General features: G+C 65.7%; 23 protein-coding genes. 14 read left to right on the top strand and 9 right to left on the bottom strand.

Features of this window, described 5'->3' with window-relative positions; genetic code table 11:
- The first annotated feature begins 17 nt into the window (after positions 1-17).
- Complete coding sequence (locus tag EG854_RS07795; RefSeq protein WP_164461973.1) at positions 18-383, top strand: response regulator; 366 nt, start codon at positions 18-20, stop codon at positions 381-383.
- Between the two features lie 4 nt (positions 384-387).
- A complete protein-coding gene (locus EG854_RS07790; RefSeq protein ID WP_123287554.1) occupies positions 388-1,752 on the top strand; it encodes a PleD family two-component system response regulator in 1,365 nt (454 codons plus the stop codon).
- Positions 1,753-2,008: 256 nt separating this feature from the next.
- Here the strand turns inward: EG854_RS07790 and rpmG are convergent, their stop codons facing one another.
- Positions 2,009-2,176, bottom strand: a complete 168-nt coding sequence (rpmG, locus tag EG854_RS07785) for a 50S ribosomal protein L33 (protein WP_029417689.1) — start codon at positions 2,174-2,176, stop codon at positions 2,009-2,011.
- Between the two features lie 138 nt (positions 2,177-2,314).
- Here rpmG and EG854_RS07780 point away from each other — a divergent pair, with 138 nt between their 5' ends.
- Genes EG854_RS07780 through EG854_RS13135 form a run of 5 tightly spaced genes read left to right on the top strand, consistent with a single transcriptional unit; the run spans position 2,315 to position 5,851 of the window.
- A complete protein-coding gene (locus EG854_RS07780) occupies positions 2,315-2,899 on the top strand; it encodes a hypothetical protein (protein WP_241153173.1) in 585 nt (194 codons plus the stop codon).
- 30 nt (positions 2,900-2,929) lie between these two features.
- Positions 2,930-4,534 carry an AbgT family transporter gene (locus tag EG854_RS07775; RefSeq protein ID WP_123287551.1) on the top strand — a complete coding sequence of 535 codons (1,605 nt, stop codon included), beginning with the start codon at positions 2,930-2,932 and terminating at the stop codon, positions 4,532-4,534.
- A 38-nt stretch (positions 4,535-4,572) separates the two neighbouring features.
- Positions 4,573-4,854, top strand: coding sequence for a type II toxin-antitoxin system RelE/ParE family toxin (locus EG854_RS07770; protein ID WP_123287549.1), 282 nt, complete (start codon positions 4,573-4,575; stop codon positions 4,852-4,854).
- Positions 4,829-5,170, top strand: a complete 342-nt coding sequence (locus tag EG854_RS07765) for a HigA family addiction module antitoxin (protein ID WP_123287547.1) — start codon at positions 4,829-4,831, stop codon at positions 5,168-5,170. Before EG854_RS07770 ends, EG854_RS07765 begins: the two co-directional genes overlap by 26 nt.
- A gap of 18 nt (positions 5,171-5,188) precedes the next feature.
- Positions 5,189-5,851, top strand: a complete 663-nt coding sequence (locus EG854_RS13135) for a hypothetical protein (protein WP_164461956.1) — start codon at positions 5,189-5,191, stop codon at positions 5,849-5,851.
- Here the strand turns inward: EG854_RS13135 and cobS are convergent.
- Positions 5,848-6,852: a cobaltochelatase subunit CobS gene (gene cobS, locus EG854_RS07755; RefSeq protein ID WP_123287543.1), complete on the bottom strand. Its 1,005-nt coding sequence runs from the start codon at positions 6,850-6,852 to the stop codon at positions 5,848-5,850. The genes EG854_RS13135 and cobS overlap by 4 nt on opposite strands.
- Before the next feature lie 40 nt (positions 6,853-6,892).
- Entirely contained in the window at positions 6,893-7,549 is a 657-nt protein-coding gene (locus EG854_RS07750) for a J domain-containing protein (RefSeq protein WP_123287541.1), read from the bottom strand.
- 45 nt (positions 7,550-7,594) lie between these two features.
- Here EG854_RS07750 and EG854_RS07745 point away from each other — a divergent pair, with 45 nt between their 5' ends.
- The 5 genes from EG854_RS07745 (at position 7,595) to EG854_RS07725 (ending at position 13,754) form a co-directional block, all read left to right on the top strand.
- A complete protein-coding gene (locus EG854_RS07745) occupies positions 7,595-7,909 on the top strand; it encodes a BolA family protein (RefSeq protein ID WP_123287747.1) in 315 nt (104 codons plus the stop codon).
- An 86-nt stretch (positions 7,910-7,995) separates the two neighbouring features.
- On the top strand, positions 7,996-9,804 hold the full coding sequence (locus EG854_RS07740; protein WP_123287539.1) for a response regulator: 1,809 nt from the start codon (positions 7,996-7,998) through the stop codon (positions 9,802-9,804).
- Positions 9,805-9,873: 69 nt separating this feature from the next.
- Entirely contained in the window at positions 9,874-10,812 is a 939-nt protein-coding gene (locus EG854_RS07735) for a mechanosensitive ion channel family protein (RefSeq protein WP_123287537.1), read from the top strand.
- A complete protein-coding gene (locus EG854_RS07730; protein ID WP_123287534.1) occupies positions 10,812-11,828 on the top strand; it encodes a threonine aldolase family protein in 1,017 nt (338 codons plus the stop codon). The genes EG854_RS07735 and EG854_RS07730 overlap by 1 nt, the downstream gene beginning before the upstream one ends.
- Positions 11,829-11,873: 45 nt before the next feature.
- A complete protein-coding gene (locus tag EG854_RS07725; protein WP_123287746.1) occupies positions 11,874-13,754 on the top strand; it encodes an ABCB family ABC transporter ATP-binding protein/permease in 1,881 nt (626 codons plus the stop codon).
- Here the strand turns inward: EG854_RS07725 and EG854_RS07720 are convergent.
- The 4 genes from EG854_RS07720 to EG854_RS07705 form a co-directional block, all read right to left on the bottom strand.
- Positions 13,751-14,701, bottom strand: a complete 951-nt coding sequence (locus tag EG854_RS07720) for an acetyl-CoA carboxylase carboxyltransferase subunit alpha (protein ID WP_123287533.1) — start codon at positions 14,699-14,701, stop codon at positions 13,751-13,753. The two genes, EG854_RS07725 and EG854_RS07720, sit on opposite strands and share 4 nt — an antisense overlap.
- Before the next feature lie 83 nt (positions 14,702-14,784).
- Positions 14,785-14,976: a type II toxin-antitoxin system HicA family toxin gene (locus tag EG854_RS13455; RefSeq protein ID WP_123287532.1), complete on the bottom strand. Its 192-nt coding sequence runs from the start codon at positions 14,974-14,976 to the stop codon at positions 14,785-14,787.
- Positions 14,977-15,056: 80 nt separating this feature from the next.
- Positions 15,057-15,281 (bottom strand): DUF1902 domain-containing protein, encoded by a 225-nt coding sequence (locus tag EG854_RS07710; RefSeq protein WP_123287530.1) that lies wholly within the window; start codon positions 15,279-15,281, stop codon positions 15,057-15,059.
- Between the two features lie 17 nt (positions 15,282-15,298).
- Positions 15,299-16,201, bottom strand: a complete 903-nt coding sequence (locus EG854_RS07705) for a tyrosine recombinase (RefSeq protein WP_123287528.1) — start codon at positions 16,199-16,201, stop codon at positions 15,299-15,301.
- A gap of 54 nt (positions 16,202-16,255) precedes the next feature.
- Here EG854_RS07705 and EG854_RS07700 point away from each other — a divergent pair, with 54 nt between their 5' ends.
- The gene (locus EG854_RS07700; RefSeq protein ID WP_123287526.1) at positions 16,256-16,828 is read left to right on the top strand and encodes a shikimate kinase; all 573 of its coding nucleotides are present in this window, start codon (positions 16,256-16,258) and stop codon (positions 16,826-16,828) included.
- Complete coding sequence (gene aroB / locus EG854_RS07695) at positions 16,825-17,928, top strand: 3-dehydroquinate synthase (RefSeq protein WP_123287524.1); 1,104 nt, start codon at positions 16,825-16,827, stop codon at positions 17,926-17,928. Before EG854_RS07700 ends, aroB begins: the two co-directional genes overlap by 4 nt.
- On the opposite strand, the gene EG854_RS07690 is transcribed toward aroB, so the two are convergent.
- Together EG854_RS07690 and tadA are read right to left on the bottom strand one after the other, a co-directional pair.
- Entirely contained in the window at positions 17,925-18,329 is a 405-nt protein-coding gene (locus EG854_RS07690) for an MliC family protein (protein WP_123287522.1), read from the bottom strand. The two genes, aroB and EG854_RS07690, sit on opposite strands and share 4 nt — an antisense overlap.
- Positions 18,326-18,820 (bottom strand): tRNA adenosine(34) deaminase TadA, encoded by a 495-nt coding sequence (gene tadA, locus EG854_RS07685; RefSeq protein WP_123287745.1) that lies wholly within the window; start codon positions 18,818-18,820, stop codon positions 18,326-18,328. Before tadA ends, EG854_RS07690 begins: the two co-directional genes overlap by 4 nt.

Below are 18,820 nucleotides of genomic sequence, written 5' to 3'. Positions count from 1 at the left end.
GGCAGGAACCGGTGATGATGTCGAAGAAAGTCCTCATCGTGGAGGATAACGAGCTGAACATGAAGCTGTTTCATGACCTGCTCGATTCCCAGGGCTATCAGACCTATCAGACCCGCGAGGGGCTGACGGCGATGGCCATGGCGCGCCAGCATCGCCCCGACCTGATCCTGATGGACATCCAGCTGCCCGAGATCAGCGGCCTGGAAGTAACCAAATGGCTGAAGGACGATGAGGAGCTGTCGCACATTCCCGTAGTGGCCGTGACGGCCTTTGCCATGAAGGGCGACGAGGAACGGATCCGCCAAGGCGGCTGCGAGGCTTATATCTCCAAGCCGATCTCGGTGATGCATTTCCTGGACGTCGTCCGCAAGCATATGGGCTGACCCGATGCCCGCCCGGATCCTTGTTGTCGACGACATCGAAACCAACGTCCGGCTTCTCGAAGCCAAGCTGACGATGGAGTATTACGACGTCCTGACCTGCAACAGCGGTCAGGCGGCGCTGGATCTGGCCGCAGCCCACCATCCGGACATCATCCTGCTGGATGTGATGATGCCCGACATGGACGGGTTCGAGACCTGTCGCCGGTTGAAGGCCAATCCGGCGACCCGGCATATTCCGGTCGTGATGGTGACGGCGCTGGACGGCCGCGAAGAGCGGATCAAGGGCCTGGAAGCCGGGGCCGACGACTTTGTCACCAAGCCGATCGACGATGTGGTGCTGCTGGCGCGGGTGCGCTCTCTGACGCGTCTGAAGTCGATCATGGACGAATTGCGGTCGCGCGAGGAAAGCGGACGCCGGCTGGGCGTCGACACGGACGCGGCCGGGCGGCTGCGCGCCACGGGCGGACGGATACTGCTGATCGACGACGACCCGCGTCAGGTCGAGCGCATTCGCAGCCAGCTGGATGGCGAGCACCGGCTGACCGTTGAGACGGATATCGAGAAGGGGCTGGCCGCCCTGCGCGGTCCGTTTGACTTGGTGATCGCCAATACGGCCTCGCGCGGGTTCGACGGCCTGCGGCTGGTGGCCCAGAGCCGCTCGCTGGAATCAACCCGCCCCCTGCCGGTACTGGCGGTGGTCGATCCGCATGCGCGGGCCCGCATGATCAAGGCGCTGGAGTTGGGCGCCAACGACATTCTGGCCACGCCCATCGATGTCGAGGAACTGGCCGCCCGCGCGCGCACCCAGGTGCGGCGCAAACGTTATGCCGACTTCCTGCGCCAGAAGCTGGACTACAGCCTTGAGATGGCGGTTACCGATGCCCTGACCGGCCTGCATAACCGCCGCTACATGGCCGGCCAGCTGCAGGCGCTGGTGGGGCGCACCAATCAGGGCAGCGAGCCTGTGGCCGTGCTGATGATGGACATCGACCACTTCAAGGCGGTCAACGACGGTTTTGGCCACGACGCGGGCGACGAGGTGCTGCGCGAGTTCGCCGTACGTCTGGCGACCAAGGTGCGGGCGGTTGACCTGCCCTGCCGGATGGGCGGCGAGGAGTTCGTGGTGGTCATGCCGGGCACCCGGCTGGAAGACGCCGTCCGCATCGCCGACCGTATCCGCGCCGACATGGCCGGGGCGCCGTTCCCCGTCATGGGCGGCGACGCCCACCTGCAGATCACCATCTCGATCGGCGTGGCCGCGACCACCGGTCGTGAGGACACGCCCGACGCCTTGCTGAAACGCGCCGACGAGGGGGTCTATGAGGCCAAGTCGGCGGGTCGCAACCGGGTGATTGCGCGGGCAGCGTAGGACGGGGCTGTGTGAAGCCACGTAAGGGGTTCATCACAACGAACACAAAGGCTTTCACAAAGAGCATAACGAGGGTGAGGGCGGACACCGGTCCCGTTGTGTCCTTTGTGCGTTCGTGGTGCTCTTTGTGGAGAAGCCGCTTCGCGAGACGTCCAGCACAGCAAAACGCCCGGCCATTGCGGACCGGGCGTTCCAATACTCGGATCGGCCTCGCTTCGCTCGTTGTCCGAGCATGACGAGGGTCTAAAGCAGGATCTTACTTGATCTTGCCTTCCTTGAATTCGACGTGCTTTTTCACGACCGGGTCGTACTTCTTGACGACCATCTTTTCGGTCATGGTGCGGGCGTTCTTCTTGGTGACGTAGAAGAAGCCGGTGTCCGCCGTGGAGTTCAGGCGGATCTTGATGGATGCCGGTTTGGCCATCGGAAAATTACCTTTGCGACGGCGAAAGCCGTGGAATGAGAGGCGCGGAACATACTCAGGCGCGCGCCCAAGTCAACGCCGACATTGCCACAGCCGGTTTTTCTTGTGCCCGGGGGCCGAGCGGCTACGGTATCGGCCATGAAAACCCTGCCCATGGCCCTGAGCGCCCCCGCCGCCGCCCTGTCCCTGATGCTGTTGGCCGGCTGTGCCTCCGGCCCGTATGCGAGCGGTGGTGACGCGCAGGACGCCTTCTTTGCCAATCTGACCGAGCTGTGTGGCCAGACTTTCGAGGGCAAGGTCGTCACGGATGATCCGGTCGATGCCGATTTCCGCAGCCAGCGGCTGGTCATGCATGTGCGCGACTGTTCCGACACGGAAATCCGCATTCCCTTCCATGTGGGGGCCGACCACAGCCGCACCTGGGTGATCACCCGCACGTCGGGCGGCCTGACGCTGAAGCACGATCACCGCGACCCGGATGGCACGACCCACACCCTGCACTGGTACGGCGGGGATACGGAGAATGCGGGCACGGCGACGCGTCAGGAGTTCCCGGTGGATGGCTTCTCCATCGCCCTGTTCAACGCCAACAATGCAGCGGTTTCGACCACCAATGTCTGGGCGGTCGAGGTCAATCCGGGCGAGACCTATGTCTATGAGCTGGCCCGCGAGAACCGCCTGCTGCGGGTGAGCTTCGACCTGACGAAGCCGGTCGCCCGCTAGGCCGCATTCCTTCAAGACCGAGAGGTACCGATGACCGACACCCCGCCGGCCACGCCCAACGGCGCCCCGCCCACAGGCAAACGCAACCTGTTCACCCGGTTTCTGGACGGGGTGGAGTGGCTGGGCAACTGCCTGCCGCACCCGGTGACGCTGTTCTTCCTGCTGGCGGTGGGGATTGTGCTGCTGTCGGGCCTGTTCGGGGCGATGGGGCTGGCGGTCGAGGATCCGAGGCCGGAGGGGGCTTCGGGCCGTGCCGATGACGGCATGATCCGCGCGGTCAGCCTGATGACCGCCGACGGTCTGCGGCGCATCTTCACCGGACTGGTCGACAATTTCACCAGCTTTGCGCCGCTGGGTGTGGTGCTGGTGGCCATGCTGGGCGTGGGTGTGGCCGAGCGGTCTGGCCTGCTGTCGGCGGCGGTGCGCGGCATCGTGCTGGGCGCTTCGCCCAAGGTGGTGACCTTTGCCATCGTCTTTGCCGGGGTGCTGTCCAATACAGCGTCCGAGATGGGCTATGTCGTGCTGATCCCGTTGGCCGGGGCGGTCTATTACTCGCTGGGACGACATCCGCTGGCGGGTATGGCGGCGGCCTTTGCCGGGGTGTCGGGTGGCTATTCCGCCAATCTGCTGATCGGCACGGTCGACCCGCTGCTGGCCGGGATCACCGAGGAGGCCGCGCGCCTGATCGACCCCACCTATGCGGTGACGGCGACGGCCAGCTATTTCTTCATGTTCATCAGCGTGTTTCTGGTGACGATCATCGGCGGTCTGGTCAGCATCTATATCGTCGAGCCCAAGCTGGGCGCCTATGACAAGACGAAGGCCGATCCCGAGATCCTGAAGGGCGGGTCGATGGACGCCCTGACGCCGCTGGAGAAGAAGGGGCTGAAGGTCGCCGGTCTGGCGGTGCTGGGGGTTCTGGCGGTGATGGCACTGACCCTGGTGCCCGACTGGGGCCTGTTGCGCGACCCGGAGACGGGGGACCGCATCCGCTCGCCCTTCTTCAGCGGCTTTGTCACCTGGATCCTGCTGTTCTTCCTGGTGGTCGGCTTTGCCTATGGACGCACGGTCGGGACGGTGAAGAACGACCGCGATGTGATCGACGGCATGGCCTCGGCCGTCTCGACGCTGGGCCTGTATGTGGTGATCGTGTTCTTTGCCGCCCAGTTCGTGGCCTTCTTCGGCTGGTCGAACCTGGGGGCCATAACGGCGGTCAATGGCGCCACCTTCCTCAAGGAGAGCGGGCTGACCGGACCGGCGGTGTTCATCGGCTTCATCCTGATCTGCTGTTTCGTGAACCTGATGATCGGTTCGGCCTCGGCCCAGTGGGCGATGACGGCGCCGATCTTTGTGCCCATGTTGATGCTGATCGGCTATTCGCCCGAGGTGATCCAGACCGCCTACCGGATCGGGGATTCAACGACCAATATCATCACCCCGATGATGAGCTATTTCGGCCTGATCCTGGCGTGGGCGACCCGCTACAACAAGGACATCGGCATCGGGACGATGATCGCGATGATGCTGCCGTATTCGATCTTCTTCACGATCGCCTGGACGGTGCTGTTCTTCCTGTGGGTGTTCGGCCTGGGCCTGCCGGTGGGGCCGGGATCACCGACGTATTACGGGGGGTAGGTTGATCCGTATAACGTTATGCGTTATAGAGAGCTTCGATGATCCGCAGCTTTCGTGATCGCGAGACGGAAAAAGTCTGGAATGGCCAGCGGTCGCGGCGGCTTCCTGGCGATATTCAGGATGTTGCGCTGCGCAAGCTGCGGCAGTTGAATCGGAGCGTGACCCTAGAAGACTTGCGTGTGCCGCCCGGCAATGGGCTTGAGGCCTTGACCAAGGACCGCAAGGGGCAGCACTCGATCCGGATCAACAGACAGTGGCGGATTTGCTTCCGCTGGGCCGAAGGAGGATGCGAGGATGTCGAAATCTGTGACTACCACTGACCGTTTTGCCGACGTCGGCCATCCCGACGACTGGCTGAAGAACCCGACCCCGGGTGACATCCTGATGGAGGATTTCCTCAAGCCCGCAGGCATGAGCCAGACCGCATTGGCCAACGCCATCGGTGTGCCGCCGCGCCGGATCAACGAGATCGTCCTAGGCAAGCGCGCGGTGACGGCTGACACCGACCTGCGTCTGACGCGCTACTGGGGCCTCAGCGCCGGGTACTTTCTTGGACTGCAGATTGACTACGACCTGCTGGAGCAGCGGCGGAAGATGGGTGCGGCGCTGGAGATGATCACGCCGAGGGCGGCGTAGGGGCCTATGATCACAGTGATGGAAAACGTACTCGAAGTTTTGGACCGATATTCCACTCTTATGTCGGGAATATCGACGCTCGGCATTGCCATACTAACCGCATTCCTATGGTTCGAAAATCGAGCTTTAAGGAAGGCCGGATCTAGCCCTGATGTCGTGGCCTATATTCTTCCTCACCCAGAAGGATCGGGAGCTGTCGAGTTCATTTTAGCCAATGTCGGGCGCGGACCGGCGTTTGATGTCGTGTTTCAATTCGACTGTGATGAAGATGATTTCTCAGCGCATAACGTGTTGCTTGAAAATGATAAAGATCGAATGCCAATGTCGGTTATCCCGCAAGGCGAGAAGGTTAAATCGCTTTTTGGTATTAGCTTTGAACTCTACGGAAAGTTGTCCGATCAAGATATCGGCCCACTTAAACGGTTCACAGTAGATATCACCTACAAAGATGCGCTCGGCCGCACTCATAGGGGCAAGAGAATAATCGATATAAAGCAGTTCTCGGGCCTTCGCGGCATACTGGCGAAATCGCCGTCGGCCAAATCGGCTGAAACGCTTGATAGGATGGAGAAGCACCTCCAAGCGATATCTCGACAAGTCGGCCGCTATGTATCGCTCATCGACGTCACCGAGATTGCCGACCAACACCGGCAAAAGAGGAAGGGCGACAGTAAGCCCTAACCCACCTTCACCCGCGTCGCCGCCTCGGGCAGGTCTTCACCGAACGCGCGCTGGTAGAATTCCGCAATCGTCGGCCGTTCCAGTTCGTCGCATTTGTTCAGGAAGGTGAGGCGGAAGGCGAGGCCGATGTCGCCGACGAAGATGGTGGCGTTCTGGGCCCAGGTGATGACGGTGCGGGGGCTCATGACCGTGCTGATGTCGCCATTCATGAAGGCGTTGCGGGTCATGTCGGCGACGCGGACCATGGCGGCGATGGTGCGCTTGCCCTCGGCGTCGTTCCACTCGGGTACCTTGGCGGCGACGATCTCGGCCTCGACGTCGTGGTCGAGGTAGTTGAGCGTGGTGACGATGTTCCAGCGGTCCATCTGGCCCTGATTGATCTGCTGGGTGCCGTGATAGAGGCCCGAGGTGTCGCCGAGGCCGATGGTGTTGGTCGTGGCGAACAGGCGGAAATGCTTGTTGGGGCGGATGACGCGGTTCTGGTCCAGCAGGGTCAGGCGGCCCTGGGCCTCGAGCACGCGCTGGATGACGAACATCACATCGGGGCGGCCGGCGTCGTATTCGTCGAACACCAGGGCGATCGGGCGCTGGATGGCCCAGGGCAGCATGCCCTCGCGGAATTCGGTGACCTGTTTGCCGTCCTTCAGGACGATGGCGTCCTTGCCCACCAGGTCGATCCGGCTGACGTGGCTGTCGAGGTTGACGCGCACCAGCGGCCAGTTGAGGCGGGCGGCGACCTGTTCGATGTGGGTCGACTTGCCGGTGCCGTGATAGCCCTGAACCATGACACGGCGGTCAAAGGCAAAGCCGGCACAGATGGCCAGCGTCGTCTGGGGGTCGAAGCGATAGGCCTCGTCGATGTCCGGGACATGGCTGTCACGCTCGGTGAACACCGGCACGGTCATGTCGGCGTCGATGCCGAACAACTCACGGACCGTCGCCTTGCGGTGCGGTTCGAGCGTCAGCAGAGGATCGGGCGAGGAGTCGAGCGGAGAGGTCATGGGGTGCGCTTAGCGGATGCGGAGGGGGAGTTGAAGCCCGTCAGGCCAGACCGGCCTTTTGCAGGGTCTTCCAGGCCTTGATGACGCGCTGCAGCTTGGCCTCGGCGCCGCGGTCGCCCTTGTTGTGGTCGGGGTGAAAGCGCTTGAGCAGTTCGTGGTAGCGGGCCTTGATGGCCTTCTTCTCGACGCCGGGCTCCAGATCGAGGTCGGCCAGGGCGGCGCGTTCCAGCCGGCCGATGCGGCGATCCTCGCCCGGCTGTTCGGGCACGGCCTCGCCCCGGCGACCGAACAGGCCGAAGCTGTCGCGCCAGGTGCCGCCGGTGGTGCCGGCCTTTGAGGCGGCGGCGGATTCCCGGTTCAGGCGTCCGGCCTTCATTTCCCAGGTCGGGCGACCGCCGGTCATGGCCTCATTCTCGCGGGCGGCGCGGATATCGTCCTCGCTCATGCCGGCATAGAAGTTCCAGCCCTTGTTATATTCGGCGGCGTGCGACTGGCAGAAGTCGTAGAAGTCGTTGATGCGCTCACGCGATTTGGGCGCACGGGCGGTGGCCGCACGAGTGCAGTCGGGCCACTGGCAGGGCTTTTCGCCGGGCTTGAGGCGCAGGACATCGGCCTCGGCCGCCCGCTCCTCGTCGGTGCGAGGGGGCTTGACCCGGATGTCCGTGAAGCGCGGCTTGTATTGAAACGAGGAAGGCATCCTGTGAAGTGTAGGGCTGATTTGGTCCTCATCAAGGAAGATGGCATGTCGCACGGCCCGATTGCGCAAAGAATCCTCGAAAAGCTGGGGGCAGGGCTGTCCCCGGACGCGATTGAGCTGGTCGACGACAGCGCGCGCCACGCCGGCCACCACCATGAAGGCGGCATGGATGCCCGGCCCGGCGGTGAGAGCCATTTCAACCTGATGATCGTATCGGAAGCCTTTGAGGGCCTGACCCGGGTGGCGCGGCAGCGGCGGGTGCTGGACCTGCTGCGCGAGGAAATGGCCGGGCCGGTGCACGCCCTGTCGGTCAAGGCGCTGACGCCGGACGAGGTGCAGAAGAGTCCCAACATGTCGTAATCCGCGACCAGGACAAAGATTCACCTCGTCTTAGAAACTTCACAGTAGCGTCCACCCTGAAGTGAACGGTGCGGAGGGGGCCCGCCTTGGTCGAAACAGACGGATTAGGGCAAGACGCGGCGCCGGGAGAGGCTGCGGCAGCCCTGAAGGCCATCCTGCAGACCCAGTATCTGCGCTATCTGATCATCACCAGCTGGGCGCTGGGACTGCTCGCGACCCTGGGCTCCATGACGGCCGGTCTGTGGTTCGTCGGAACGCTGGCCGCCGGGGCCGCGCGCGGGGCGGTTGAAAAGCGCATCAGCGAACGGGTCGGAACCGGGTGGGGTCTGATTTTTCCCGCCGTGGCGACCGTGACGACCGCCGCCTGGGCCGCAGCACCCCTGCTGGCCTGGTTCTCGGGCGCGCCGTTCGGACAGCCTCTGGCCCTGACGCTGCTGGTCTCCGGCTATGTGCTGGTGTTCGCGCAGCTGCGCAGTTCGCCCCGGCAGGCCCTTGTGATTTCCTCGCCCTATGGCGCTGTGGCTGTGATTATTGCGGTGAGCCAGTGGGGCACGCCGCTGTTCTGGCCGTTCCTTGCCGTGCTGCCCTTCACGGCGGCCGGCCTGTTCGTGCTGGTGACCATGACCATGATGCGCGAGGAGCGAATTCGCGCGTTTCAGGCCCACCAGGCCCATCTGATCGAAGAGCTGGAAGCGGCCCGCGACAAGGCCAACGCCGCCAATGACGCCAAGTCCAACTTCCTGGGAATCATCTCGCACGAGCTGCGCACGCCGATGAACGGCGTCCTCGGCGCGGCCCAGCTGCTGAGCGCGACGCGCCTGGAGAATACCCAGCGGGAATATCTGTCGATCATCCGCAACTCCGGCGACAATCTGCTCAGCCTGCTGAACGACATCCTCGACATGACCAAGATCGAGGCCGGGAAAATGACCTTCGAGATCGTCGATGTGTCGGTCGAGGACCTGCATCGTCGCGTGACCGGCCCGTTCCAGGCCCAGGCCGAGGCCAAGGGCCTGATGTTCGAGGCGACCTACGAAGGCGACATCCCGGCGACCGTGAAGGGCGACCCGCTGCGTGTCTGTCAGGTGATCCACAATCTGCTGTCGAATGCTGTCAAGTTCACCGACACGGGCACGGTGGCCTATACGGTCAGGGGCAAGCGACTGGCCGACCGGCGGGTGGCGTTCGAGTTCGCCGTCACCGACAGTGGCACCGGGATTTCTGCCGCGGATCTCGAGCGTCTGTTCCAGCCCTTTACCCAGGTCGATGCCTCGTCGACGCGCCGGTTCGGCGGGACGGGCCTGGGCCTGACGATTTCGCGGCGCATGGCCAATATCATGGGCGGTGACATCACAGTGACCTCGGAGCTGGGCAAGGGGTCGACCTTCATCTTTGCGGTTGAGGCCGAGGTCGTGGAGTGGGCCGCCCCGAAAGCGGTCGAGGAAATCACTGCAGAGGTCGAGGACGGCCGTCAGATGTCGGTGCTGATCGTCGAGGATCACCCGGTCAACCGCATGATCCTGGAAGCCTGGATGAGCTCAGCCGGACATGTCTCGACCGCTGCCGAGAACGGACAGCTGGCGCTGGATGCCTGTGCGGAACAGCCGTTCGATCTGATCATCATGGACGTCAACATGCCGGTCATGGACGGCCTGACGGCGACCCGGCACATCCGCGACGGAGCCGGCATTAATGCCGGAACGCCGATCGTGGTGCTGTCGGCCTCGGCCCGCAGCGAGGATCACGCCGCAGGGCTTGAGGCCGGGGCCGATGCCTATCTGAACAAGCCCATCGACTTTGCGGCCCTGGCCCAGATGATGGCTCTCGTCGGTGAGGGCCGTGAGGCGTTGCGGGCGACGATGGGCACAGAGGCTCCGGTCCAGGCCGCCGCCTGACCCGCTGACTGCGTAAAGAATTGCCGGTCAGGGGGTTCACAAGCCTTTCCGGGGCGCTAGACCCGGGGCATGACTGACACCAGCCTTCTTGCCTCGACCCTGGCCTCGAGCCGGGATGCCGTGACCCTTGATGCCGCCCTGGTCGCCAAGGCGACCCAACTGGTCGGCGATTTTGCCGTCAATCTGACGCTGGCGATCCTGATCCTGATCGCAACGGTGATCGCCTCGCGCTGGGCCGCCTCGGCGGCGCGCAAGGGGCTGGGTCGGGTCAGCGCCTTCCGCCACGACTCAACGGTTCTCAGCTTTGCGGTGCAGATCGTCCGCGTGTCGGTGCTGATCCTGGGCCTGATCGCCGTGCTGCAGCGTCTGGGCGTACAGACCACCTCGATCATTGCCGTTCTGGGTGCCGCCTCGCTGGCCGTTGGTCTGGCGTTGCAGGGCACGCTTTCCAATGTGGCGGCGGGGGTCATGCTGCTGATCCTGCGGCCGTATCGGGTGGGGGATGTGGTCGACATCGGTGGTGTCACGGCGTCGGTGCAGAAGCTGGACCTGTTCACCACGCAGCTCAGCAATGCCAGCAATCACAAGATCGTCGTGCCGAACTCGCTGGTTCTGGGCGACCGCATCCTGAATTTCTCGGGTCAGACCCGGCGCCGCGTCGAGATCGATTTCACCGTGGGCTATGGCGAGGACCTGAAGGCCGCCCGCGAGGTCCTCGAGGCCGTCGCGAGGCAGCATGACAGCGTGATGGAGGACCCGCCCGTCTGGTCGGGCGTGACGGGTCTGCTGGACAGCGCGGTCCAGATCACCCTGCACGCGTGGGTGTTTTCCGGCGAATGGTGGCAGACCCAGGCGGATCTGATGCAGGCTGGCAAGGAAGCGCTGGATGAGGCCGGTATCGAGATTCCGTTCCCGCATCAGGTCGAGGTGCCGCACAAGGGCGCCGACCTGGCACGTCTGGTGATGGTCACCGCAGATAAGGGCGACGACCGGGAAAGCGACTCCTGATGCGCTATGATTTCGGCTCCGACAACACGGCGGGCATGGCGCCGGAGGCCCTGGCGGCCCTGACGCAGGCCAATGACGGCTTTGCGCGTGCCTATGGCACCGATGACGTCAGCACGCGCGCGGCGGACCTGATCCGGCAAAGGCTGGATACCGAGGCCGAGGTGCGGTTCGTGTTTTCGGGCACGGCGGCCAATTCGCTGGCCCTGTCGATGCTGGCCTGGCCGTTCGAGGCCGTGCTGGCGCACCATGCGGCGCATGTCTGTACGGATGAGACCGGAGCGCCGGGCTTTTTCGGGCAGGGCGTCGGCCTGATCGGTCTGCCGGGGTTTTCGGGCAAGATCGACGTCGGTGCGCTGACGGCGCATCTGGCCGAGACCGAGGTCGGCCACCGCCAGCCGCCTGCGGCCCTGTCGCTGACCCAGGCCACGGAATACGGCACCGTCTATACGCATGACGAGCTGAAGGCCCTGATCGATCCGGTCAAGGCGCGCGGGCATGGCGTACACATGGACGGGGCGCGGCTGGCCAATGCTGTGGCGGCAGGCTTTGATCTGAAATCCATCGCCGGGCTGGGCGTCGATGTTCTGGTGCTGGGCGGGGCCAAGGCGGGAGCCCTGTGCTGTGAGGCGCTGGTGATGTTCGACACCTCGCTGGCCCGGCGGATCGACAACCGGCTGAAACAGGCCGGGCAGATGGCGTCCAAGGGCCGTTTCCTGGCGGCACCCCTGCTGGGCCTGTTGGAGACGGGCGCCTGGGAAAGCCACGCCGCCCACGCCAATGCCATGGCGCTGAAACTGGCCGAGGGGATTGTGACGCGCTCGCCGCATGTTCTGGCCCATCCGGTCGAGGCCAATGCCGTGTTCGTCCGTATGCCGGCGGCGGCGCACCAGCGTCTGAATGAGGCGGGCTGGGCCTGCTACCGGTTCGATGACGGGTCGGTGCGGTTCGTCTGTTCCTGGGCGACGACGGTCGAGGCCGTCGAGGAACTGGTCGAGACGATCGCCGGGATTGGCTGACGGCTTTGTCAAACCCGCAGCGCGCGCCATATAGGGCCCATGGCGATGCGCGGTGAACGAGGGCGGGGGCGCAATGTCGCCCCCGCGACAAAGGCTCTTGACGGCGCGGTTGCGGACACGCCTGCGGATACGCCCTCGACATGGAAGGCGCTGGCCGATCTTTTCGGCGTGGTCGGCCGGTCGGGCGCGCCACAGCTGCGGCTGAGGATCACGGCGGCCCTGACCCTGACCCTGCTGGGCAAGGCGCTGGGCGTGGCGGCACCGGTCCTGTTGGGCATTGCCGTCAATGAACTGGCGGCGGGGCAGGGCGCGGCCGTCGCGGTCGGCTGGGGCTTTGCCGCCTTTGCGTTGGGCTGGGCCGGGGTGCGGTTCCTGTCCTCGGTGACGCCGCAGCTGTCGGATGTGGTGTTCGCCCCGGTGCGGGCTGCGGCGCAACGCAAGATGGCCGCTGACACCTTTTCCCACACCCTGTCGCTGTCGCTGGATTTTCACCAGACCAAGCGGTCGGGCGCCCTGTCGCGGATCATGGAGCGGGGGTCGCGTGCCGTTGATTTCCTGCTGCGCATCATCGTCTTCAACCTGGCACCGACGGGAATCGAGCTGATCCTGGCCGCCGGGGTGCTGGGCGCGCGCTATGACTGGCGGTTCGCGGCCGTGGCCGTGGCGGTGGTGGTCATCTATGCGGCCGTGACCTTTGGCATGGCCGGCTGGCGGCTCGAGCATCGCCGGGCGATGAATGCGGCCGACTCCGAGGCGGCGGGCCTGTCGGTCGATGCCCTGTTGAACTATGAGACGGTCAAGTCGTTCGGGGCCGAGACCCGGACATCCAGTCGCTATGATCAGGCCCTGACCACCTATGTGCAGGCGGCGCTGAAGGCCAATAACTCGCTGGCCATGCTGAATGGCATCCAGGCCCTGATCATGAACCTGGGTCTGGCCATCATGGCCGTCATGGCAGGGTTCGAGGCCGCCGCCGGGCGGCTGGGACCGGGCGATGTGATGGCGGCGGTGCTGATCCTGATCTCCCTCTATGCCCCGCTGAACATTCTGGGTTTTGCCTATCGGGAGATCCGGCAGGGCTTCATCGACATGGAAGAGCTGCTGAAGGTCACGCGCCAGCGGCCGCAGGTGGCCGACGCGCCGAACGCTCATGATCTGGTGCGGCCACTGGACGCGCGCGGCGGGTGTCTGGCGTTCGAGGATGTCAGCTTCCGCCATGATGCCCGCGCCGCAGGGCTGGAGGATGTGCGCTTCACGCTGGAGCCCGGTCAGACCGTGGCCCTCGTCGGGCCGTCGGGGGCGGGCAAGTCGACGGTGGTCAAGCTGGCCCTGAGGCTGCTGGACCCCCAGACCGGGAGGGTGACCATCGATGGCGAGGATGCGATGGCCGTGACCCAGGCCTCGCTGCGCAGCGCCATGTCGCTGGTGCCGCAGGATGTGGCCCTGTTCAACGATACGCTGCGGTCCAACATCGCCTTCGCCCGGCCCGAGGCGAGCGAGGAAGACATCTGGCAGGCGGCCGAGGCGGCGGAACTGGCGACCTTCATCCGCACCCTCCCGAACGGGCTGGACACCAAGGTCGGCGAGCGGGGGCTGAAGCTGTCGGGCGGCGAGCGCCAGCGCGTCGGCATCGCCCGCGCCCTGCTGGCCGATCCGCGCATCCTGATCCTCGACGAAGCGACCAGCGCGCTGGACAGCCGCACGGAACAGGCCATTCAGAAGACGCTGAGGAAGGCCCGGGCCGGGCGGTCAACGCTCGTCGTCGCCCACCGGCTTTCGACCGTGGCCGACGCCGATCTGATCCTGGTCCTGAAGGACGGGCGCGTGGTCGAACGCGGCACGCACACTGAACTGGTGGCGCGTCAGGGGGGTGAGTACGCGACCCTGTGGCGCAAGCAGACCCGGGGCTCGGCCCTGAAGGCCTAGCTCATGCGGCCGATGGCGTAGAAGCGTTCGGCGCGTTTGCGGCGCAGGTCTTCGGGCGAGAGGCCCTTCATCGCCTCCAGCTCTTCGGCCAGGACGTCGCCGACGTTGGCAATGGCGGTGGCGCGGTCGCTGTGGGCCCCGCCGACCGGCTCGGGAATCAGGCGATCCACAATCTTGAGCTCCATCAGGTCGGGGCCGGTGATCTTCATGGCCATGGCGGCGTCACGGGCCCGGGCCCCGTCGCGCCACAGGATTCCGGCGGCGCCTTCGGGCGAGATCACAGAATAGATGGAGTGCTCCAGCATCAGCACGCGGCTGGCGGCGGCGATGGCGATGGCGCCGCCGGAGCCGCCCTCGCCGGTGACGGTGGCAATGGAGGGGACGCCCAACGTGAGGCAGCGCTCGGTCGAGCGCGCGATGGCCTCGGCCTGACCGCGCTCTTCGGCGCCCAGCCCCGGATAGGCCCCGGCGGTGTCGACAAAGGTCAGGACGGGCAGGCTGTACTGTTCGGCCAGATCCATCAGGCGCACGGCCTTGCGATAGCCCTCGGGCCGGGCCATGCCGAAATTGTGGGTCAGGCGGGTCTGGGTGTCGTGGCCCTTCTCCTGGCCCATGACCAGGACGGGACGGTCGCGGAAGCGGGCGAGACCGCCAATGATGGCCTGATCGTCGCCGAACTGACGGTCGCCGTGCAGCTCGACAAAATCGGTGAACAGACCGTCGATATAGTCGACCAGATGCGGACGCTGGGGGTGGCGGGCCACCTGGGTCTTCATCCAGGGGTCCAGCTTGCCATAAATCTTGCGGCGCAGTTCCTCGGCCTTGCGAGTCAAACCGGCGACTTCGGTCTCGAACGAGCCCGCCGTTTCGGACAGCAGCGACAGCTCCTCGATCTTGGCTTCGAGGTCGGCAATCGGCTTTTCGAACTCGAGATAGTGGGTGGCCATGAAGGCATCCTGCAGCGGGCGGAGATTTCGCCCCGGGAAGGCGGCGGAACCTAGTGGCCCAAACGCCGGGGAGCAAGCGGGGTTCAGAAGGCCTTGGGCAGACCGGCCTGTTTCAGGATGGCGTTGGCGATGTGTCTGAGCGGTTTGCCAGGGACAGTGACCTGACGTCCCTCGCCGTTTCGCCATTTTTCGTGGCTGCCCTTGCCCCCGGGAACCCTGATGTAGCCCGCGTCACGCAGTTTCCGGGTTAGATCGCGATAGTAATCCTGAACCATCAGCCGTTCCTCAATCCGGGCGGACGTGTTCCACCGGTCTTGGGTCGATCATAGATGTGGATGGAACGGCGCAACGCCGCTCAGGCCGCAGCCAGATCCAACTGCCGCGCGGCCTCGAAACGGATCGTCACCGGCTCGTGAATGTCCATGTTCGAGGCGAGCAAGTCCGGCGCGAAATGCCGGATCAGATCTTCAAACTCGGCCAAGGTTTCGGTCTGCAGGACGAGGCCCGGAATGTCGGACTCGCTGTACCAGACGCCTCCCTCGGCGTCCCAGTTGGCCTTGACATAGAATGAGTGCGCCATGGACGGACTATGCCCTGTCATGGCTTGCGCGCCAAGGGATGCTTGTCGCGGACGACGCGGGACAGGTGGTCGCGGGCGACGTGAGTGTAGATCTGGGTGGTCGAGATGTCGGCGTGGCCCAGCAGGGTCTGGACGACGCGCAGATCGGCGCCGCCTTCCAGCAGATGGGTGGCAAAGGCGTGGCGCAGCACGTGCGGGGTCACGCGGCCGCGCTCCAGTCCGGCATCGAGGGCCGCCTGCTCCAGCAACTGGGCGAAACGGCGCGGGGTCAGGTGGCCCGAGGCGCCGGTCGAGGGGAACAGCCAGACGCTGTCGGGGGCCTTCGGCTTACGGGCCGCATCGCGCACGGCCAGCCAGGCCTGGACCGCGCGGCGCGCGGCGGGGCCGATGGGGGCCAGCCGCTCCTTGCCGCCCTTGCCCCTGACGATCAGATGGTCGGGATCGCGGCGGAAGGGCTCGACCCGGAGCGCCAGCAGTTCAGAGACCCTGAGGCCCGAGGAATAGGCCAGCTCGACCAGGGTCAGCAGGCGCAGGGCCGAGGCGCCGTCGCGCTCCATCAGCCGTTCGAACAGGCGTTCGATTTCCTCGCGGCTGAGCACTTTCGGCAGGGGGCGGCCGCGCGCCGGGGCCTCCAGACGGCGGGAGGGGTCGTCCTTGCGCCAGCCCTCGGACAGGGCAAAGCGGTAGAATTGGCGCACGGCCGAGCGTCGCCGGGCCGCGGTCGCTGCCGACAGGCCAGACTGCGACAGGCCCGTGAACCACCCCTCTACCGCCTGCGAATCGGCCCCCATCAGGCCACCAGTCTTGCCGAGGGTTGCCTCGGCATCGGCGAGGTCGCGCCCGTAGGCGGCCAAGGTATTGGGCGCGGCATCGCGTTCGACCGCCATCATCTCCAGAAAGGCTTCGATCTGGGGGGTCACATCCGGCCTTGGCTGTGGCGCGTTGCGCGCCATGGTGTAGAGGTCGAACGGATCATGACCCCAGCCGCTTCTGACGCCAAGCCTGCCTCGACCGTGACCGTCGACCGCACCATCGCCCTGATCGGGCTGATGGGGGTGGGCAAGTCGACCGTCGGACGGCGGCTGGCCCGACGGCTGGGTCTGCCATTCGCCGATGGCGATACCGAGATCGAGGAAGCGGCGGGGATGACGGTGTCGGACATCTTCTCCCTGTATGGCGAGGAGGAGTTCCGGGCCGGGGAGGCGCGGGTCATGAAGCGGCTGGTCGAGGGCCCGCCTATGGTGTTGGCGACCGGCGGCGGGGCGGTGATGAACCCCGAGACCCGGGCGCTGCTGAAGGACAAGGCCCTGACGGTGTGGATGCGCGCTGACCTGCAGGTGGTGGCCGAGCGGGTCCGGCGGCGCGATACCCGGCCCCTGCTGCGCGGCCGTGACCCGCTGGAGACACTGAAGCGCATGGCCGAGGTCCGCTATCCCATCTACGCCTTTGCCGATGTGACAGTCGATGTGGGGACGGGGGCCCATTCCCAGTCGGTCGACACCATCGTCGAGGCGCTTGCCGCCTACCATCAGGGACAGGCGTCATGAGCCGAATCGTCGGGGTCTCAGGCGAGGGCTTTCGGCCGTATGAGGTGGTTATCGGACCGGGGCTTCTGGCTGGAATCGCCGGGATCTCCGAGGTGCGCCCCGGACGCTCGGTCGCCGTCGTGTCGGACGAGACTGTTTTTGGCTTGTATGGCGCGGGCGTGGTCGAGGCGCTGGATGCGGTGGGGGCCCGGGCCGGGTCGGTTGTCGTGCCGGCGGGCGAGGCCAGCAAGTCCTTTGGTCAGCTGGAGCATGTGCTGGATGGCCTCATGGCGCACGGGCTGGACCGGTCAAGTCTGGTGATCGCGCTGGGCGGGGGGGTGATCGGGGATCTGGCGGGACTGGCAGCGGCCCTGTTCATGCGCGGCATAGACATTGTTCAGGTGCCGACAACCCTTTTGGCCCAGGTGGATTCCTCGGTGGGCGGCAAGACGGCGATCGACACGCCGCGCGGCAAGAATCTGGTCGGAGCGTTTCACCAGCCGCGCCGGGTGCTGGCGGACACCGATGTGCTCAAGACCCTGCCGCTGCGTCAGCTGCGCTCGGGCTGGGCGGAGATGCTGAAGCATGGCCTGCTGGGCGACGCGGCCTATTTCGACCAGCTGGCGGCGGTCGGCGACCCTGTCGGGATGGCTGACGATGCGCTGGCCGATGCCATCGAGCGCTCGGTGCGGATCAAGGCCGCCGTGGTCGGGGCCGACGAGAAGGAGGCGGGGGCCCGGGCCCTGCTGAACCTCGGTCACACCTTCGGCCATGCGCTGGAGGCCGAGCTGGGCTTTGACGAGGATGTGCTGACCCATGGCGAGGCGGTCGCGCTGGGCTGTGTGCTGGCGTTTGGCTTCTCGGCGCGGGAGGGGCTGTGCCCGCCTTCAGATGTGGAGCGCGTGGCTGACGTGGTGGCGAGGTCCGGCCTGCCGACGGATCTGGCGAGCGTGGCCGGGTTCAAGGCCGAGGGGGTGCTGGCCCGCATGACCGAGGACAAGAAGGCCGAGGGCGGCCGCCTGACGCTGGTTCTGGCCCGGGCCATCGGCGAGGCCTTCGTTGCGCGGGACGTCGATGCGGGCCGGGTGCGGGACTTCCTGAACGAGGCCGGTGCGTCCTAATCCACGGCGCGGCAGTCGACCGTTTCGCGATCCCGGACCGTCCAGACGGCGGTGGTGCCTTGTCCTCGCAGTTCATTGCCGCCGGCGCGATACCAGATGCCGGTCTCGGCGCGCTCCATGTGCAGGTCGAAGGCCTCGCCGAACGAGTTTCGGACCGTGGCCATCTCTCGCGGATTGTCGAAGTCGACGGTCAGGCGGTCGCCGCCCTCACAGACATAGGAGGCCTGGACCTGGCGGTGCAGCATGCGCTCCTGAATCTCGGCACCGGTGCGGCGACGAGCCGTCTGGGCCTCGACGGCGCGTTGCTGGACGGCGTCTCCGTCCGAGGTCACCGGCGTGGGTTCCCCGCAGGCCGACAGGGCCGCCAGCAGTCCGGCAGAGATCAACAGGGGGCGGATCATTCGGGGCGTCCCTCCACAGGCGGCTGTGCGTCGGAACGGCTGCGGGCCGTGCCCGTTCCCCTCCGCGCCCGGAAGAATCGTTTCAGCAGACCGGCGGCCTCGTCGCCCAACAGCCCCCCCTCGGTCGCCGGACGCCAATGACAGGTCGGCTGGTCGAAGATGCGGGGGCCATGGAGGACACCGCCGCCCTTGGGGTCGTCCGCTGCCCAGACGACGCGTCCGATACGGGCAAGGCTGATCGCGCCGGCGCACATGGGGCAGGGCTCGAGCGTGACGTAGAGGGTCAGGCCGGTCAGGCGATAATTGCCGAGGTTTTCGGCCCCCGCGCGCAGGGCGATGATCTCGGCATGGGCGGTGGGATCACAGGTCGAAATGGGCCGGTTCGACCCCTCGGCGAGCACGGTTCCGGTCGTCTCATCAACCAGAATTGCGCCGACGGGGACCTCGTCCACGTCCGCCGCCGCTTGCGCCAGGGCCAATGCCATGCGCAT

It is taken from the genome of Brevundimonas halotolerans (genome assembly GCF_003730275.1).
Classification (GTDB): Bacteria; Pseudomonadota; Alphaproteobacteria; order Caulobacterales; family Caulobacteraceae; genus Brevundimonas; species Brevundimonas halotolerans.
The sequence above is the reverse complement of the archived record's forward strand: the minus strand, read 5'-3'. Positions and strand labels throughout refer to the sequence as shown.

Bases quoted from the DNA above. Each gene is read 5' to 3' on its own strand.
- EG854_RS07700 (WP_123287526.1), top strand. From the start codon at position 16,256: ATGACCCCAGCCGCTTCTGACGCCAAGCCTGCCTCGACCGTGACCGTC.
- EG854_RS07720 (WP_123287533.1), bottom strand. From the start codon at position 14,701: ATGGCCACCCACTATCTCGAGTTCGAAAAGCCGATTGCCGACCTCGAA.
- EG854_RS07725 (WP_123287746.1), top strand. From the start codon at position 11,874: ATGCGCGGTGAACGAGGGCGGGGGCGCAATGTCGCCCCCGCGACAAAG.
- EG854_RS07730 (WP_123287534.1), top strand. From the start codon at position 10,812: ATGCGCTATGATTTCGGCTCCGACAACACGGCGGGCATGGCGCCGGAG.
- aroB (WP_123287524.1), top strand. From the start codon at position 16,825: ATGAGCCGAATCGTCGGGGTCTCAGGCGAGGGCTTTCGGCCGTATGAG.
- EG854_RS07765 (WP_123287547.1), top strand. From the start codon at position 4,829: ATGTCGAAATCTGTGACTACCACTGACCGTTTTGCCGACGTCGGCCAT.
- cobS (WP_123287543.1), bottom strand. From the start codon at position 6,852: ATGACCTCTCCGCTCGACTCCTCGCCCGATCCTCTGCTGACGCTCGAA.
- EG854_RS07780 (WP_241153173.1), top strand. From the start codon at position 2,315: ATGAAAACCCTGCCCATGGCCCTGAGCGCCCCCGCCGCCGCCCTGTCC.
- EG854_RS07775 (WP_123287551.1), top strand. From the start codon at position 2,930: ATGACCGACACCCCGCCGGCCACGCCCAACGGCGCCCCGCCCACAGGC.
- tadA (WP_123287745.1), bottom strand. From the start codon at position 18,820: ATGCGCATGGCATTGGCCCTGGCGCAAGCGGCGGCGGACGTGGACGAG.
- EG854_RS13135 (WP_164461956.1), top strand. From the start codon at position 5,189: ATGGAAAACGTACTCGAAGTTTTGGACCGATATTCCACTCTTATGTCG.
- EG854_RS07770 (WP_123287549.1), top strand. From the start codon at position 4,573: ATGATCCGCAGCTTTCGTGATCGCGAGACGGAAAAAGTCTGGAATGGC.
- EG854_RS07790 (WP_123287554.1), top strand. From the start codon at position 388: ATGCCCGCCCGGATCCTTGTTGTCGACGACATCGAAACCAACGTCCGG.
- EG854_RS07750 (WP_123287541.1), bottom strand. From the start codon at position 7,549: ATGCCTTCCTCGTTTCAATACAAGCCGCGCTTCACGGACATCCGGGTC.
- EG854_RS07735 (WP_123287537.1), top strand. From the start codon at position 9,874: ATGACTGACACCAGCCTTCTTGCCTCGACCCTGGCCTCGAGCCGGGAT.
- EG854_RS07710 (WP_123287530.1), bottom strand. From the start codon at position 15,281: ATGGCGCACTCATTCTATGTCAAGGCCAACTGGGACGCCGAGGGAGGC.
- EG854_RS07745 (WP_123287747.1), top strand. From the start codon at position 7,595: ATGTCGCACGGCCCGATTGCGCAAAGAATCCTCGAAAAGCTGGGGGCA.
- EG854_RS07795 (WP_164461973.1), top strand. From the start codon at position 18: ATGTCGAAGAAAGTCCTCATCGTGGAGGATAACGAGCTGAACATGAAG.
- rpmG (WP_029417689.1), bottom strand. From the start codon at position 2,176: ATGGCCAAACCGGCATCCATCAAGATCCGCCTGAACTCCACGGCGGAC.
- EG854_RS13455 (WP_123287532.1), bottom strand. From the start codon at position 14,976: ATGGTTCAGGATTACTATCGCGATCTAACCCGGAAACTGCGTGACGCG.
- EG854_RS07690 (WP_123287522.1), bottom strand. From the start codon at position 18,329: ATGATCCGCCCCCTGTTGATCTCTGCCGGACTGCTGGCGGCCCTGTCG.